14 protein-coding genes are annotated in these 15967 nt (G+C 70.6%); 6 read left to right on the top strand and 8 right to left on the bottom strand.

All coding sequences use genetic code 11. From position 1 onward, the window contains the following. The first annotated feature begins 29 nt into the window (after positions 1-29). On the top strand, positions 30-740 hold the full coding sequence (locus CHC11_RS10625; RefSeq protein ID WP_089311462.1) for a response regulator transcription factor: 711 nt from the start codon (positions 30-32) through the stop codon (positions 738-740). Here CHC11_RS10625 and CHC11_RS10620 read toward each other — a convergent pair. Together CHC11_RS10620 and CHC11_RS10615 are read right to left on the bottom strand one after the other, a co-directional pair. Next, positions 697-1452 (bottom strand): hypothetical protein, encoded by a 756-nt coding sequence (locus CHC11_RS10620; RefSeq protein WP_143227006.1) that lies wholly within the window; start codon positions 1450-1452, stop codon positions 697-699. The genes CHC11_RS10625 and CHC11_RS10620 overlap by 44 nt on opposite strands. Before the next feature lie 12 nt (positions 1453-1464). Continuing rightward, positions 1465-2247: a hypothetical protein gene (locus CHC11_RS10615; RefSeq protein WP_089311460.1), complete on the bottom strand. Its 783-nt coding sequence runs from the start codon at positions 2245-2247 to the stop codon at positions 1465-1467. Between the two features lie 461 nt (positions 2248-2708). On the opposite strand from CHC11_RS10615, the gene CHC11_RS10610 reads away from it, so the two are divergent. Together CHC11_RS10610 and CHC11_RS10605 are read left to right on the top strand one after the other, a co-directional pair. After that, on the top strand, positions 2709-3638 hold the full coding sequence (locus CHC11_RS10610; RefSeq protein WP_089311459.1) for a sigma-70 family RNA polymerase sigma factor: 930 nt from the start codon (positions 2709-2711) through the stop codon (positions 3636-3638). After that, positions 3635-4618: a hypothetical protein gene (locus CHC11_RS10605; RefSeq protein WP_089311458.1), complete on the top strand. Its 984-nt coding sequence runs from the start codon at positions 3635-3637 to the stop codon at positions 4616-4618. The genes CHC11_RS10610 and CHC11_RS10605 overlap by 4 nt, the downstream gene beginning before the upstream one ends. Before the next feature lie 51 nt (positions 4619-4669). Here CHC11_RS10605 and CHC11_RS10600 read toward each other — a convergent pair whose 3' ends face one another. The 6 genes from CHC11_RS10600 to CHC11_RS10575 all read right to left on the bottom strand — a co-directional run bounded on the left by CHC11_RS10600 (position 4670) and on the right by CHC11_RS10575 (position 10374). Further along, a complete protein-coding gene (locus CHC11_RS10600; RefSeq protein WP_089311457.1) occupies positions 4670-5383 on the bottom strand; it encodes a nuclease-related domain-containing protein in 714 nt (237 codons plus the stop codon). A 34-nt stretch (positions 5384-5417) separates the two neighbouring features. After that, positions 5418-6158, bottom strand: a complete 741-nt coding sequence (locus CHC11_RS10595; protein WP_089311456.1) for a hypothetical protein — start codon at positions 6156-6158, stop codon at positions 5418-5420. Continuing rightward, positions 6155-8113: a type IV secretory system conjugative DNA transfer family protein gene (locus tag CHC11_RS10590; RefSeq protein WP_143227005.1), complete on the bottom strand. Its 1959-nt coding sequence runs from the start codon at positions 8111-8113 to the stop codon at positions 6155-6157. Before CHC11_RS10590 ends, CHC11_RS10595 begins: the two co-directional genes overlap by 4 nt. A 28-nt stretch (positions 8114-8141) precedes the next feature. Continuing rightward, positions 8142-8465, bottom strand: coding sequence for a hypothetical protein (locus CHC11_RS10585; RefSeq protein ID WP_089311454.1), 324 nt, complete (start codon positions 8463-8465; stop codon positions 8142-8144). Between the two features lie 30 nt (positions 8466-8495). Next, complete coding sequence (locus tag CHC11_RS10580; RefSeq protein WP_143227004.1) at positions 8496-9713, bottom strand: hypothetical protein; 1218 nt, start codon at positions 9711-9713, stop codon at positions 8496-8498. Positions 9714-9786: 73 nt separating this feature from the next. Beyond that, positions 9787-10374: a hypothetical protein gene (locus tag CHC11_RS10575; protein ID WP_143227003.1), complete on the bottom strand. Its 588-nt coding sequence runs from the start codon at positions 10372-10374 to the stop codon at positions 9787-9789. A 101-nt stretch (positions 10375-10475) separates the two neighbouring features. Here CHC11_RS10575 and CHC11_RS10570 point away from each other — a divergent pair, with 101 nt between their 5' ends. The 3 genes from CHC11_RS10570 to CHC11_RS10560 all read left to right on the top strand — a co-directional run bounded on the left by CHC11_RS10570 (position 10476) and on the right by CHC11_RS10560 (position 15947). Continuing rightward, the gene (locus tag CHC11_RS10570) at positions 10476-11126 is read left to right on the top strand and encodes a hypothetical protein (protein WP_089311451.1); all 651 of its coding nucleotides are present in this window, start codon (positions 10476-10478) and stop codon (positions 11124-11126) included. A 141-nt stretch (positions 11127-11267) separates the two neighbouring features. Next, positions 11268-15113 (top strand): hypothetical protein, encoded by a 3846-nt coding sequence (locus CHC11_RS10565; protein ID WP_143227002.1) that lies wholly within the window; start codon positions 11268-11270, stop codon positions 15111-15113. A gap of 267 nt (positions 15114-15380) precedes the next feature. Further along, entirely contained in the window at positions 15381-15947 is a 567-nt protein-coding gene (locus CHC11_RS10560) for a hypothetical protein (protein WP_089311449.1), read from the top strand. Positions 15948-15967: the final 20 nt, after the last annotated feature.

Here is a 15967-nt window from a genome sequence, read left to right as displayed (position 1 = left end):
GGCCCTCGCACCCCCGTTATCATGGCGCCATGGCGCGGATCCTGGTCGTAGATGATGATGCGCGTCTCGTCAAGCTCGTGTCGGGTCTGCTGCGCAAGCGCCACTATCAGGTGGAGTCGGTGGCGAACGGCGAACTGGCCCGGCTGGCGTTGCGCCGCGGGGACATCGACCTCGCACTGCTGGACATCAACCTCCCCGACATCGACGGGCTGTCCCTGATCGACCAGCTGCGCGACCAGGGGAACACCACGCCGATCATTCTGCTGACCGCCCGCTCCGAGCCGCACGAGCAGGCGCTCGGGCTGCGGCTGGGCGCGGACGACTACGTCGTCAAGCCCTTCCACCCGGAGGTGCTGATCGCCCGGATCCAGGCGCTGCTGCGGCGCAGCGCGGGGAGCATCGCCCGGCACGCCGGCGAGACCCGCGGCGATCTGCTCGACATCCCGCCGGTGCGGGTCGACTTCACCGCCCGGCAGGTGTTCAGGGAGGGAGCGGAGGTGCGGCTGGCACCCATGGAGTACGCCGTCCTGGAGTTCCTGGCGGTGAACCGCGGCCGGGCGGTCTCGAAGGAAGAGATCATGCTGCACGTGTGGGGCACCGACCGGGGGATCTCCCGGACGCTGGCCGAGCACGTGTCCCGGCTGCGCCGCAAGCTCGGCGACGGCGTGATCGTGACCCGGACGGGCTTTGGGTACCTCATTCCGGCGGCTCCGGAGGATTCCGCAGCCACAGCTCGGTGACCAGGACGTTCTGCGCTTCGAGCCGGCACCACATCTGGTCGCCGTCGGACTGCATGGTGGCCCGCCACCGGGCCAGCCCCAGATGGTCGCCGACCCCGCTGGTCACGCGGGCCGGCCACGGCAGCCCGATCCGGGCCCGCATCGGTTCCAGATCCGAGCGGGTCAGGTACCGGGCCACCGAACGCACGGTGTGGACGGTGAAGTCGGCCTGCTCCCGTGCCGAGACCTGCTGGTGGGCGAGCACGCCCAGCAGGGCGGAGTGGGTCCGGACGGTGTCGGCCACGATCCGGTCCGCCTTCTCGCCGGGCGACCGCGCCTCCTCCAGGTCGGTGAGCAGCCGGGCGAGCCCGTCGATCGCCGAGCCGAGCAGTTTCGCGTCCTCGTCCCGGTTCCCGATGCCGGTCTCGCCGAGCAGCCCCGCGGTCACCGAGGCGATGGTGAGCTCGCCCGCCATCCGGTGGGCGATGCCCCGGGTGAACCTGTCGTGCCACAGCTCCGGCGGCGTCTCCGCGTCATGGCCGATGATCACCGCGGACGCGGCGGTCAGCGGGATCGCGGTGAGCGCACCGCTGGTGAAGACCGATCGCCAGGTCAGCGCCTGACCCGCCGCGACGAGCGTGTCCCGGTCCAGGGTCCCGCCGCCCGGACCGCTCAGATCCTCTACGCCGCAGGGCTGGACCCCCGCCCTGGCGTGCACGACCACCGGAACCACGGTGGTTCTCCCTCAGGCCTTCTCCGCGGCGGCCTTGTCGGCCACGAGCTGGTCGAGCGCCTCGCGCAGGTCGGTGCCGGTCTTGACGACCCGGACGTAGTGCCCGGTCAGCCGCCCGGCGAGCTGGGCGTTCAGGCCGCCCTCACCGATACCGCCGGAGAGCTGGTGCTCCTCGACGGCCACGATCGCGTTGCCGCGCTCGGCGAGCGCGTCGGTGACCTGCACCGGGTTCATGGCGTTGACCAGGAAGGCGGCCGGGTCCTTGGCGTACTCGATGATCTCGAGGCGCTCCCTGCCGTAGCCGTGGTTGAGCAGGCTCTGGGCACCCTTCAGCCGGCTGGCGCCGCGGCCGATGCAGGCTCCCCGCGCGTCGACGCCCGTGACGGTCGGCGCCACGGCGATCTTCGTCTTGGTCCCGGCGACCCGGGCGATGGCCTTGATGACGACCTTGCCGTTGAGCAGTTCGTCGACGAACCCCGCCAGCAGGCGTTCGACCAGTTCGGGGGCCGTGACCGAGAGCATGAGCCGCTCGGAGCCCGGGTCCGGGCCGGCGGCCACGCCGGCGACGAGCGCGATGACCTTGCTGCCCGGCGCCAGTTCGGGCGGGGCGGCCCCCTCCGGAAGGTCGAAGGCGTCGGCGCGCGGCAGAAGGGCGTCGCGGGCCTCTCCGGTCGCGACGTCATAGACGGCGCAGCGGAAACCGTCCGGCCCGCTCGACTTGATGTGGGCGGTCACCGTCGTCCCGACGAGCGGGGACTCCAGACCGAGATCGCTGAGGATCGTTTGCACCGTCATTCTTCCTTTCGTCGGCAGACGAGGCCCGTGGCATCGCCTGTTCCTACCGCAGCCTAAGCGCGCACCCCCTGACCTCTAGAGTCCGTGCGTTCCCGGATCCGCAACCCGACGCGGCGAACTGGTTCCGCGTTCCCTCGTCCGACACACCGCGTGTACACCAGACATCCATCAGCAGGGCAACAGTAGATCTATGGCAGGTCAATTTTCTGTCAACGAACTTGTCGCGGCGTTCCCTTCCCGGACTGTTGCGCCGCTCCCGGCGAAGCGCTCAACTGCGATCTTCCGCCGAGGCCCGTCCGAGTGCGCGTTTTCATCGGCCGACCAGGAGCCTCGCGACCGTCCGAACGGCCTGCGAACGTATCAACGATCTGTTTCAGTTCCGACCGTTCCCGGTCCGTTCGGCATCGAACGTGCATAGCTACAACTCCAGCCTCGCATTCCCGACTAGCCGAGGGAGACGGATGGACATCGAGCAGCCAGCGCGTGGCGAGCGCCCCACCGCCGACGAGTTCCGTACCCGCAACGACGAACTCTTCGCCCGGCGCCACGAGCTCCAGGAGCGGCTCACAGCGCTTCGCGTGCGGGCCGACACCGGTGAGCTCGACATGCTCTCGGAACTGGTACTACGACGGGTCGAGCGTGAGTTCGACGACCTCACGCTGGAAATCATGATCGCGAACTTCGGTCTCGTGCGCAGGTACGTCACCATGTTCACCTCAAAGTCGAGCGAGCACATCGAGGACTTCGAGAGCGCCGGCAAGGTCGGGCTCCTGTGGGCGATCGCCTCCTACGACCCGAACCGCGGCCCCTTCGCCAGCTGGGCGTTCAAGCCGATCCAGCGGGAGGTGCTGCGCGCGGTACGGGACGCCGACCACCCGAACCTCAATCCCGGGGACTTCGAGAAGCGCCCGGCCATCCTGGCCGCCGAACGGGCCTTCCTCGAGGAGGCCGGGCCGGACGCCCCGGTCGACCACGCCGACATCGCCCGCCGTGCCGGCGTGACCGAGGCCCAGGTGCGCCGCGTGCTCGACGCCCCCCGGCTGGACAGCCTGCACACGGTCGCGGGCGGCTCGGGCGAGGACGACGTCGCGTGGGAGGACCGGCTGCCCGACTCGTCCCCGAGCATCGAGGACGAGGTGCTGCTCCGCTTCGACCTGCGCGCCCTCAGCAGCCGCGGCTTGCCGTTGCTCGACCCCCGCGAACGGTACGTACTGACGCGCCGGTTCGGACTGGACGGCGAGCCGGAGCAGGCCTTGCGCGTCATCGGCGAACGACTCGGGCTGTCCCGCGAAGGGGTGCGGCAGATCCAGCAGAAGGCGCTGGCCAAGCTGCTCCAGCCCGTCGTCGAGACACCCGAGGGCGCCCGGAGAATCGAGGGACGGGCAGGATGAACGACGGACGGGAGCACGCGGGCGGCCCCGGCGCGGGGCCGGCCGGGGGTGCCGGGGAGACGTCTGCGTGGATCATCATCGATGACACCGCGGACGCCGCCGCCGAGGAGCCGCCCGCCGCACCGCCCGCGGCCGGCGGGAAGCCCGCCGCGTCCGAGTCCGAGTCCGAGCAGCCGCAGCAGAGCCCGAAGGCCGCGCAGAGCGACCCCTGGGCCTCGCTCGGGACCTGGGACTCCTGGAGCGGCGCCCCGGCGGCGCCCTCCGAAGCCCCCGGCGACGCTTGGAGCGCTCCCGGCTCCGCGCCCGGCGGCACCGGCGCCCCCTCCGGGCAACGGAACACCCGCCCCGCCCCGCCGACGAACCCGCCGAGCCCCCAGCAGAACGTCCCGCCAAAGCCCCGGAACAACGCCCCGCCAAGCCCCCGGAACAACGTCCCGCCGAACCCGCCGAACACGCAGCACGGCGGTCCCCCGAACTACGGCGTTCCGCCGAACCCGCAGCACGGCGTTCCGCCGAACCCGCAACACGGCGTTCCGCCGAATCACGGTGCGCCGCCGAGCCACAGCTTGCCGCCCGGCGCGCCCTACGGCGCCCAGGCGAGCGCGCCGCATGCCGCCGCACCCGGTGCCGGCTCCGGCTGGAACTCGCCCGGTGCGGTGCCGGCAGCGGCGCCCCACAACTCCCCCCAAGCCGTTGGCGCGTTCCAGCCGGAGCCGGCCGCGGGCTGGGCGCAGACCGCCGTCCAGAGCGGCACCGCCGGCCCCGTGCAGAACGCCTGGTTCTTCGACGAGGACACCGACGACGTCCACGCGGACACGACGAAGGACACCGGAGCCGGAGGCGCGGGCCGCCGCGCGCTGCCCGGCCGGCTGCCGGCCAGCACCTTCGAACTCATGCCCATGCTCATCACCCTCTTCATCACCTGCATGAGCGTCCTGCTGGTCATCGCATCGCTCATGTGGCGCCCGGACGTGCCGTAGCCGGCCTCCGGGACGCCCAGGGGGGCCTGGCCGACGTCCCGAACCGGCCGGTCAGGCCGGGGCCGCGTGCCAGAGGCTCCGCATCGTCTCCCGCGCTTCCTCCGCCGCGCCGAAGACGCGGGGAGCGCGATCCAGGACCGCCGTCAGGTCCCGCGCGGAGCACACCCACACGCCGGCGGCCGTGGTGAACGGCCGGTTCCGCATCCCCGGCACGCACACGACCGCCAGCACCGTCCTGCCGCCCAGCTTGCGGGACAGCCTCCGCGCCTGGTTCGCCGCCTGCCGGACCGGGTCGCCGTGCAGCACGCGCTTGCCGACCCGCATGGTCCCGTCGTCGGCGGAGACCCGGCCGTGCCCCGTCTTCACCTCGATGGCCGCGGCCCCGCAGCCGCGGGTGAAGACCACCGTGTCGCAGTCGCCGCCGCGGGAGCCGAGCACGAGCCCGTAGGCCGCCGCGACCGACTCCGTACGCCGGACGGCCGCGCGCACCTCACGCTCGGACCGCGCGCCCACGGCCGACCGGCGGGCCTGTCCCAGCGCCCGTGTCGCGCGGATCCACGCGTAACCGCAGCCCGCCGCCGCGGCCGCCCCGGCGACCACCGCCGTCACCCTCAGCGCACTCGCGTCCCAGAGCAGCGCCCCCACTAGGGCCCCTATGGCCGTGACGGCCAGCGTGGCGGCCCCGGCCGCGTAGAGCGACCCCCGGGTCCGGTGACGCCACATCTGCCGGGAGACGAAGTCTCCGGCCCGCCCGACCTCGTACATGGATCTCCCTTGGACGCTTGTCCCTGGCCGCGGATCAGGCCCGGGCGCGGAGCCGTTTGCGGCGGGCCCGCTCGGCGTCGGCGCGGCGCGGCGTGGGCCGGCCCTTCGAGTCCTGCGAGCCGCGCGCCGCCCCGTCGGCCTCGCGCGCGCCGGCCCGGCGTCCCCGGATGTTCTTCAGCGCCCTGAACCAGATGACGCCCTGCTCCGCCCCGTCGCGGATCACGTCCCGGACCTCCCGGGCGAGCCGCCGGGCGAGCCGCCAGAACGTCAGCGCCACGCCGGCGATCATGAAGTTGAGCACCGAGGCCAGCCCGGCCACCTGCCCCCAGGCGGCCGCCTCGCGCACCCCGCACCGGCCCGTGCTGAAGAGCCCGCCGGGGCACTCGCCCGGCACCAGCACCACGAGCGCTCCCACGGCCGCGGCGAGGGCGCACAGCGCGGCCGCGGCGGTGAACCTGCCGATCGTCTTCTTCCAGCGCCGGTGGAGCCGCACGTTCAGCCGGACCACCGCGCCGGCGACGACGCCCGCCGCGCCGGCGGTGACGACGTCCCCGACGTCGAACGTGACCACGTCCCCGTACTGGAGGATGAGCAGCCCGATCGAGACGCCCGCGAGGACGAAGCCGAGCAAGACGACGATCGAGGCCTCCAGCGCGACCGCCAGAAAGTCGATCCGCCGTGTCCGCGCCTCGTCCTCAGGCCGCGCCTTCTCCTTCGACCGCGCCTCTTCCCCAGACCGCGCCTCGTCCTTCGGGCGGCGTCGCAGCGGCCTCACACCGGCCCCCTCATCCCCTGCGGGGCGCCCAGCGGGAGCGTGGCCGGGACGCCGTAGGGGGAGGGCGGCTCGTAGCGGTCCAGTTCCTGCTTCCGCATCGGAATGATCACGTACTCGACCCGGCTGGCCGGCTTGTTGACCCGCAGGTACCCCTCACCGGTGCCGAGGGCCCGCAGTTCCTTCGGGAAGACGATGTACTGCTCCTCCCCCATGGCCTGCAGGTTCTGCGTGTGGCCGTCCTGGCCGACCCGCTCGCTGAACTTGTTGTTGTCGCGCATGCCGAGGAAGTCCGCGCACTTCTCCGCGGCCTCGGGGGACGACTGGGCCATGGCGATCAGCCAGTTGATGTTCTGGGTGAGCCGCGACCAGTCGTCGCCGTCCTTGTCGATCCAGTCCGTCGGCCCCTGGGTGCAGAGGATCATGTTGAACAGCGCGGACCGGACCCGGGACAGCATGTTCATGGCGATCTCGCGGTCGATGAAGTTCGCCTCGTCGACCACGATCAGCCGCGGCCGGTCCTTGGGGGCGCGGCCCTGGATCCGCTGCGCCGCGTACACCGACAGCCGCTGGAGCGCCGAGGAGGAGAGGATCTTCGCCATGTCGGGCTGGCCGAGGGAGTTGAGCCCGATGTAGGTCAGGCCGTCCCGCCGGACGTCGATCATCTGCCGGTCCCCGCCGGGGACCAGGATGCGCCGGCCCGCACCGGAGTCGTAGAGACCGGTCAGCTTGGTGCCGAAGCTCGCCGCGGAGACGCCCTCGTCGCGGGACGGCCGGAGCACGTTGGTGTAGCGCTCGGTGCAGTGGCCGAAGCCGCGGACCCCGTCGATCGCGAGGACGTGCTCCTTCACGGCCCCCTTCATGTTCTCGCCGTGCTCCATGATCTTGCCGATCTCGAGCATGTTCGGCGGGGCGAACCGGTCCGGCGCGATCTCGGAGGCCTCGTGGAGCATCTGGACGACCTGCTGGAGGACCTTGCGGTTCAGCGCCTGCCAGTACGCGTCGTCGAACTCGACCATCGTCATGATGGTGTCGAACGCCTCGTCGGCGGACATGCCCGCGAGGGCGTTGAACCAGAAGGCCGGCTGCTCGTCGCCCAGGGCGATCTCCTGCATCGGCACGCGGTGCGCCTGCGCGTAGGCGCGCAGGAAGTCGCGCAGCCCTCCCGGCTCGGTGTCCTCCTTCATGTCCAGGACGGTGACGTCGAAGCCCATGTCGAGCGCCGCCCCGATGATCCACATCAGCGTGACGGTCTTGCCGCTGCCGGTGGAGCCGACGACGGCGCCGTGCATGCCCATCTCCTGGGTGCTCAGGAACACGGGACGGTCCTTGGCTCCGAGCCCGATGGGGATCGCCTTGGCCTTGATCGGCGTCTTCCTGGCCTTCTCCGTGGCGTACGGGCCGTGCACCGCGGGGATGTCGGCCACGGTCACCCGGGTGGACACCCGCTTCTTCAGCATCTCCCGCCGGCCGTCCCGGGGAGTGATCGGGTCGTCGACCAGTTCCTTCTGCCGGAACCAGGTGCCGTCGAACAGGTCGACGAACTTCTTCTTCTTGCGCAGGAAGGACGAGAGCGTCATGATCGCCGACCCTCTGGCCCTCCCGACGATCAGCCCGAAGAGGCCCGCGAGCACCGCGGTCAGCGACAGCAGGACGGTGACGGGCACCTTCCCGGGCTGTCCCGGGCCGACGTCGGCGAAGCTCGCCAGCCAGTAGCCGTAGGCGTAGGCGTTGTCCTTGGCCCGCAGGGCGAACCCCACCACGCCGGCCAGCGAGACGATGACCCAGTCGCGCCGGGCCAGGAACCGGCGCAGCGCGATGAGCAGCGCCCAAGCGCAGAGGGCCGGGATGAGCACGGCCAGGACGACCGCGAACACCAGCAGGACCACGGTGGGGAAGACGTAGCCGCCTCCGGCCAGGTCCGCGGGCCTGCTCTCCGGCCCTCTCGGGTCCGCCACGTTCACTCCTTAGGCTGGGGTTCCCGCATCAGCCGCTGTTGCCGACCTGGTCGACGCTGGAGAAGATCTTTCCGACGAGGTTGCTCATCATCTTGACCCCCTGGACGGTGAGGCCGAGGTTGAACAGCATCCCGCCGATGAGCAGAGCGAAGATGAGCGACTTGAAGGCCTCGCCCGGACGCCCCCGGCCGATGCCGTTGATCATCCGGAAGACCCCGAACACGACGATGACGACCGCAACAGCGCCGCAGATCGCGACCAGCGCCTTGCCCGCGGGCGAGGTGAAGAAACTGTCGGCCCCGGTCTGGCCGAGTTCCGGTCCCGCGAGTATGTGAAAACCAGGAACTGACATCCTTTTTACCTCCGTGGTCTGAGGTCCCGGTCAGTTGTTCAGTGCGTTGCTGTAGGGATCCAGTTCCGCTGCGGAACCGGCGGGTCCCCACGCGAGCACCGGCGGCTGCGCCCCACTGGCTCCCACCAGCAGGTCGAAGTCGGCGAAATTAGTGAATGGCTGGACGTTTCCCTTCTTTCCAGGGACCGTCCCGGATTGTTCGGCTCTGGCAAGCATGATCCGCACCCGGACGACGAGCTGGTCGTCGAGCGTCTTGATCGCCGAAAGGATCTGCACGGCCTGGGAGGAGTCCGCCAGGCGGAACCCCGAAAGGCCCTCGTAGCGGTGCTTGGCGTCCTGGTCACCGGTGACGGCCAGCAGTGCCGTCGAATCACCCGTGGCGTAGGCCGCCGCCCATCGCAGAATCTGGTTTTTGGACTCGGCACTGACTTCCGTGGTCAGTTGCCGGTAATTGGTGTAGTCGCCGGTTCCCTCGGGCTTGCCGGCACCGTTCTTCCAGACCGAGAAGGCCGGGGAGGAGGCCAGACGGGGCCCCGAGGGGTCGAGCAGCACCGTCACGTCCAGCTGGAGCACGTGCGAGCTCACCGCCGGCGTTTCGCTGCCACCGGCCGCGGGAGTGCCCTGAGGGTCGGCCGTCGTGCCCGGGGACGGCGTGCCGGTCGCTCCGGCCTGGGGGGCCCCGCCGGTCGGCGGCGCGGACGCCCCTCCACTCGGAGCCGCGGAGGCCCCGCCGGTCGGCGGCGCGGACGCCCCTCCGGTCGGAGACGCGGCCGGCGTGCCGCTTCCCGCCGGGGACGGAGCCTGCGTGGCTCCCTCCCCCTGATCGTTCAGCACGACGAGGTAGTGATGGATCTCGAAGTCGGTGAAGCCGAGCTTCTCCGTACCGAAATGCCGAGGGGTGAATCCGACCCAGTTCAGAGCCCGGTAGTCGAGCGCGGTGGAGCGCCCGTCAGGGCCCTCCACGGACGCCGCTTCCGGGTCGAAGGACGCGGCGCGGGGCACGTCCTGCTGCCTGCCGGCCAGGAAGTTCACCGCGGCGGTGTACGACAGGTCGCGCCCCTGCGGGGTGACCGACGACAGGTCGGGCTTGTCGCTGCCCTTCGATAGGGCGACGAACACCGCGACGATGCTCAGCCCCGCGGCGAGGAAGAGCGCACCCAGGATCCTCCTGGCCCGCCTGCGAGCGGTCGGCTCACTGGAACGCCGGGCGGGCACCATGGTGAAACGAGTGGGTGACTGTTCCGGCATCGTCCCTCCTCTATTTGTCGTGTTGCAGCCAGGACCGTGCGGCCCTCACGCGGATGCGCAAGTGCCGGCCGCGTCACCCGCGGCGGCGAGCGCTCCGGCCGCGGCGGCGGCCGCTGGACAGCTGGGTGGACGCCGTCAGCCCGCGTCCCTTGCGGCGGGGCGCCCGCAGCCGGTTCGCCCCCGGCATCTCCTGCTGCGGGTAACCGCGCGAGTCCCAGCGGACGGCGTCCACCGGGACGCCGCCGGGCAGCATGCGCACGGTGCCCGCGGCGGTGCGGCGCAGCGGCGAGATGCCGATGTACAGCCGGACCGGCCGGCCGTCCACGTAGAGCCTGCGGTTGCGGCTCCCGTTGATCTGCAGCCCCAGCCACGTCGCCAGCGACTCCCCGTTCAGCGGGGACAGGCTGACGGCCGCCCAGCCGGCGGCCCCGCCGAGCACCGGGCCGTACATCAGCGCGTTCAGCCCCGGGCCGAAGACGAGGAAGGCGATCAGGAACCCGAGCGCCGCCCCGACGATCACGGCGATGAGCGTGGTCAGCCGGACCGTCCGGGGCAGTGTGATGTCCTTGTTCAGGCTGCCGATCACCGCGGGCGGCGGCTTCAGCATGTTGGTGGCGGCCAGCATCGCCGGCCCCCTGACGCGGTCGTCCTCCTCGCTCATGCCTGGAACCGTGCGGGGTTGCAGCGCGGACGCCATAACGATTCGCGACACGTCGCCGCCCTCCGGTTGCCCGGACCTCCTCGCCCGCGACGGTCAAAGGCATGCCGAAGTTGACCGACTACGCCCGCCAGGGCTTCCGGCGGCGGCGCCTCTTCCAGGAGACCGAGCTGCCCGAGTGGTGGAACATCGCGGTATGGGCCGGTGTCGGTGGCATCATCCTGATGCTTCTGGTCAGTGCGGTGTTCGACCACGGTGACTCCTCCGGTACCGCCACCTCCGCGAGCCAGGCGCCTCGCTACCAGGTCCAGACACTCGACCCCCGCGGTCTCACCGCCTCTCCGAGCCCGGGGGAAGGGACGCCCACCCCGTCCGGGAGCCCTTCGCAGGTGCTTCCGACGGGGGCCGCCGCCGCCAACTTCACCGCCACCGCCGCGACCAGGGTCCCGATGACGGACGGCGGCGCGACGGTCGTCCCGGCCGGCGCCCTCAACGTGGCCGCGGCCTCCGCCAGGGCCATCGTGACCGGGAACTGGAAGGCCATTCCAATCATCGGCACGGCGCGGCCTTCTCCGGCCAAGGCCATGCCGCGGGGATCGGCGGTGCAGGGGATCACCGTCGCGGATCCGACGAAGACCGGGAACAGCCAGTACCGGTTCAGCGCGACGATCACGCACGCGAGCGGGGCGAGGCCGGATGTCGTCGACCTCCTGGTGGAGCCGGACGGGCGCGGATACGCGGTGCGGGCGGGTTAGCACACTCGGCGCCCGCATTCAGGCATTCCCTTGCCCTGAACGCGAATCGGCGGACGGTCATGGTCGATCGTCTCCCGCGCCCGGGGGGTGAGCGCAGAGCCGAGCAAGGTACCGGAACCGAGGTAGCGGCTAATGCCCTGGATGGACGAGGACAGCAGCCCCAGGAAGGGCTCGGAGGTCTCACCGCGGCCTCTGAACGGCGATGAGCTGCAGGACGACCCGCCCCAGCCGCCGCCCGTGCCGACGGCGCTGCAGCCGGCGGCGGAGGGGGCACTGCCGGACGACCTGGCCGAGCTGACGCCGGAGGAGGTCGCCACTCTGGGTTCGGACCCCCGCGTCGCCGCGGCGGCCCAGCAGCCGCAGAACGTCGCCGACATCCTCGCGGAGCAGTCGGCCATCGACCGCGGTGTGGACGGCAAGGGGACGAACCCGTACGGCGACGCGGCGCTCCGGGGCGGGCCCGTCAAGCTCGACAAGGACAACCCGCTCGGCATGCAGCGGGCGCTGGAGGCCGCCGCGAAGGCCGCGCAGCTGGCCAAGGACCTCAAGGCCCCGCCCACCGGCACGCCATCGGAGCAGGCGCCCCGAAGCGACCCCAAGGAGGGGCTCAAGAAGGCGGCCGGCGAACTCGCCGAGGGCAAGCTGCGCGAGGCGGCCGCGAAGAAGGGCCTCCCGGCGAACTACGTCCCGTCGATTCCGGAAGGCGACAACCTCGGGGAGAAGGGCCTCAACCTCCTCGGGCAGGCCGCCGACATCGGCGCCCGCGCCCTGGCCGACCGGTACGCGCCCAAGGTCTACGACGGCGTCAAGGACTCCAGCGCCGGCGGCAAGGCGCTCGACAAGTTCGAGCAGTCCAAGATCGGCCAGAAGATACCGCAGTCGTTCTGGGACGGTTTCCGGCGCCGGAAGGGGGGCGCCCCGAACGCGGCCGGTGCGGGCCAGAGCAAGGACAGGGCCGACGGCTCGAAGTCGGAGAAGGACAAGAAGCACGGCAAGTTCAAGATGCTGCTCGCCGCCAGCCTTCCGATCCTCATCCCGTTCCTCTGCATCGTCCTCATCGCCGGGATGATCCTGGGCGTCAACGTCGACGACGACGTCCCTGAGTCCCAGCCCGAGCAGACCTCCGACACCAAGGTCGCCGAGTACTTCCCCGGCAACTGGCAGCGGATCCTCAAGCAGGCGTCGGAGCAGACCTCGGGCAGCGCGCAGGACTACTCCGAGGTCCCCTGGACCATCCTGGCGGGTCTGGCCAAGGCGCAGACCGACTTCGCCCGCTACAGCCCGTACGACAACGTCGACCGCGACCCCGGGCGCAAGTCGAAGGAGGTCCCCGGCGGGAACGGCACCGGCGACGGCACCGGCGGCGTGGACGTGAACGTCAGCAACACCGTCGGCGCCGGACCCGGGCCGGTCCAGGGGGTGACCGGCGCGGGCTCGGCCGCCACCGTGCCCGGCACCGGGAGCAACCACGTCGCGCCGCCGGACGGTGATCTCAGCCACCAGCTCGGCTGGTTCCTCTGGGCCCTGCGGATGCAGGAGTCGAACGGCGTCTACGACCGCAACGCCGGGACGAGTAAGAGCACCGCCTGCGGCGCCTACCAGTACATCACCAGCACCTGGAACAACTACGGGGGCTACGCGAGGGCGTGCGAGGCTCCGCCGAGCGTGCAGGACCGCCGGGTCAAAGAAGACGTCCTCAGGATGTGGAACAAGTACCACAAGTGGCAGCCGATCGCGGTCGACCACTTCACGGGGAGCTGGGGCCCCAACCCGGAGAAGTGGGACCAGTGCCCGGGGGCGTGCGACTTCAACCCGACGGCCTGGGAGTACGTCGACGGCGTCATGACGAAGATGCGGGCCGCGGCGCAGGCGCACCCGGCCGGATCCGGCGCCGCGCAGCCCGCCTCGTACCGCGTCGCGCCCGGCGGGCCGCGGGCGCCGACCGCCGCGCTCCGCGCGGACACGGGAGCAGCACCCCGCACGGTTGCGGGAGCAGCACCCCGCGCGGATGCGGGGACGTCCGAGGCGGGGCGCCCCGGCCTCCGCGCCTGGGGATGCGACGTCGAGGACCCGGATCCCGACATCGGCGGCAAGGACAACCAGGGCAGCGGGCCGTACCTGCTCACTCCCGCCGCCTCGGGCCAGATGCGGATGCACGGCCTCGACCCGCAGAACCCCTGCCAGTCCTCGTACTTCGTCGCCTTCGAGCTCGTCAAGGCGGCGGAGAGGGTGCACCGCGACCCGAAGAGCCCCAAGTGGAAGCCCGACGGCAACGAGAAGGACCAGGAGAACGCCCGCAAGTACTGGAGCAAGGTCATCGCGACCTCCGGAATCTTCGTGGAGCGCACCGCCAACCCCGAGGGGCCCTGCGCCGTCCCCCCGCCGGACGACCCCGAGAAGCCGTGGTCGGTCAGCTTCAAGATCATTTCGATCTTCCGCTGCGAGACCAACCGCATCCAGAACCTCTACCTGGTCACCGGCGGCAAGTACCAGGAAGGCGGGTTCAAGTACTCCGTACAGGACAACCGTCCCGCCGCCGTCGAGACCCTCGTCAACGAGGCGATGTCGGTCAGCTACGGAGCCGGCAAGTGGAAGACCGAGGGGTGCGACAACGGCAAGGACTCGCGCCAGGGCATCTTCCCGATGACCAAGAAGGAGGCGGAGGAGGCCGGCGTCGAGGACCGGTGCGACGTCGACAAGAACATCGCCGGCGCCGCCAAGCTGGTGCTGTCCGTCGAGAAGGTCCCGCCGGAGGAGCGCCCGCACGACCTCGGCAACTTCCAGCCGATGGTCGGCGGCTGGCAGAAGCTCAGCATCGCCATGGGCACCGACCTCAAGCTGTTCTCGCAGATCGGCCCCGGCCAGAACGGCTTCGAGGCCTCGGACGAGTGCATCACGGTGATGCGGAAGTTCCTCACCGACATCGCCCCGTACGCGACCGAGTTCGCGTCGCTGGACGAACCCCCGAGCACCGACAAGGTGTTCAGCGAATGGCAGCCGAAGCTGCAAGCGGTGGAGGAGGCCCACGGCATCACCGACCCGGAAAACGATCCCGCATGCATGATCGGGTCCTGGGCCCCCGGGTACAACAGCACTCTTTCCCAGGTCGCCGCCGACGTGGCGGGCAACGAGACGATCAACGCCAACCTCAGTGGCCTGAAGAACTACTACCAGGGGAGAGAGGCCGCCAACGCCGAGATGCCACCGGTCGTCGGTGAGGACACCCTGGTCATTCCGCGGCTGGCCCTGCGTCCGCTGAAGCCGGTCGGCGCGCCGATCGCCCCGGACGCGACCGAGGCATGGTCCCGGCTCGGCAACACCGAGGGGGTTCTGCTCCCTCTGGAGCAGGTCGCCGTCGAGTACGCCTGGTTCTTCGGCGGAATCATCCCCCCGTTCAACAGCGCGGGCAAACTGATCGGCTCGCTCGCCACCGGTGGCGGCGGCACGGTGGACAACGGCGCCGTGCAGGTGACGGTCGGGCCTGACGGCTGTCCCGAGAACGCCCCGAACAACACCCTGCGGCAAGGGGCCGAAAAGATCGGTATCCGCAAGCTGTGCGTGGACTCCGTGGCCCACGCCCGCACACCCCAGGCCGCGATGGCGATCAAGTGGGCGCTCACCCATCTCGGTTGGCCCTACGCCCCGGACAAGAAAGGTGAGAGGAACAAGAGAAACGACCCTGGGTGGGCCGACTGCTCCAGCTTCGTCTCCCGGGCCTACCGTGACAGCGGCGCGATTCCGAAACTGTACCCGGAGGGCAGCAACGCCCCCACCACCCATACCCTCCGCGCTCTCTCCTGGGCGCGCCAGATCCAGCTCTCCCAGGCGAAACCCGGCGATCTCGTGGAGCCGACTTCCGGCCATGTGGCCATGCAACTGGCCGACGGCTACAAGGTGCACACCAATCAAACCGGAGACGTCTCCAAGGTGGAGCGCGCATATCCCACAGCCGTATGGGTCGGCTGGGTCGACGCCAGCAAGGTGTAAAAAGTTCCGCCGCGACGGCCGCCGATCCGGCGTGATCGTGATCACGCCGGATCGGCGGCTCGGCCATTTTTATTCGGCCGCACCACCTGGGATCCTCACGAACGCGGAGGAAGCGCACCTTCCGCTTGCGAAGCCAGTGCGCTATACGCGACAATTGAGGAGAATATCGCAAACAGAGCCGACCCGGCCCCGTTCGCATCTCATCAGACGCGCACAGAAGCCGGGTCCACCACCCGGCTTCTCGCGCCTTCACCGAAAGGAAATACCGTGAACAGCGAGCAGCCGAACAACCGACGCATCCAGCTCATCGTCCTGGCCGTCGTGGCCGTACTGGCCGCCGCCGGTCTGGCGTTCGGTCTGGTCAAGATGACCGGCTCGGACGGCGGCAGCGACCAGCCCGAAGCCAAGGTCACCACCACGGCCCCGGCGACTCAGCCCCGCCGGGTCATCGCGATGGTCGAGCACGGCGAGCAGCACGCCCTGCTGGACTTCAAGGTCTACCCCGAGGGCGGCCAGGTGACCGGGACCTACACCCTGGTGCACTTCGACGGCAACGGCCGCAAGGTCGAGTACCCGAAGGCCAAGCCCTTCAACGGCATGGGCACCGGCAGCAGGTTCCAGCTCAACGACCTGGGCGACCGCGGGCCGGTCACGGCCGAGCTCATCGAGGGGGAGACCCGTCTGCAGTTCGACCAGACCTTCGGCGTGGAAGAGCTCGTGTGGGAGAAGATCGACTCCACTCAGGTGTTCGACGACAAGGTCACCGAGTACGCCAAGCGGTTCGAGTCATGCTCCAAGAAGCACGACTACAACCCCTGTGAGGGCGTCAGCTGAACGCCTACGCAGGCGCAGGT

It is taken from the genome of Actinomadura mexicana (genome assembly GCF_900188105.1).
Taxonomy (GTDB): domain Bacteria; phylum Actinomycetota; class Actinomycetes; order Streptosporangiales; family Streptosporangiaceae; genus Spirillospora; species Spirillospora mexicana.
This window is presented reverse-complemented; position numbering and strand designations above follow the sequence as displayed.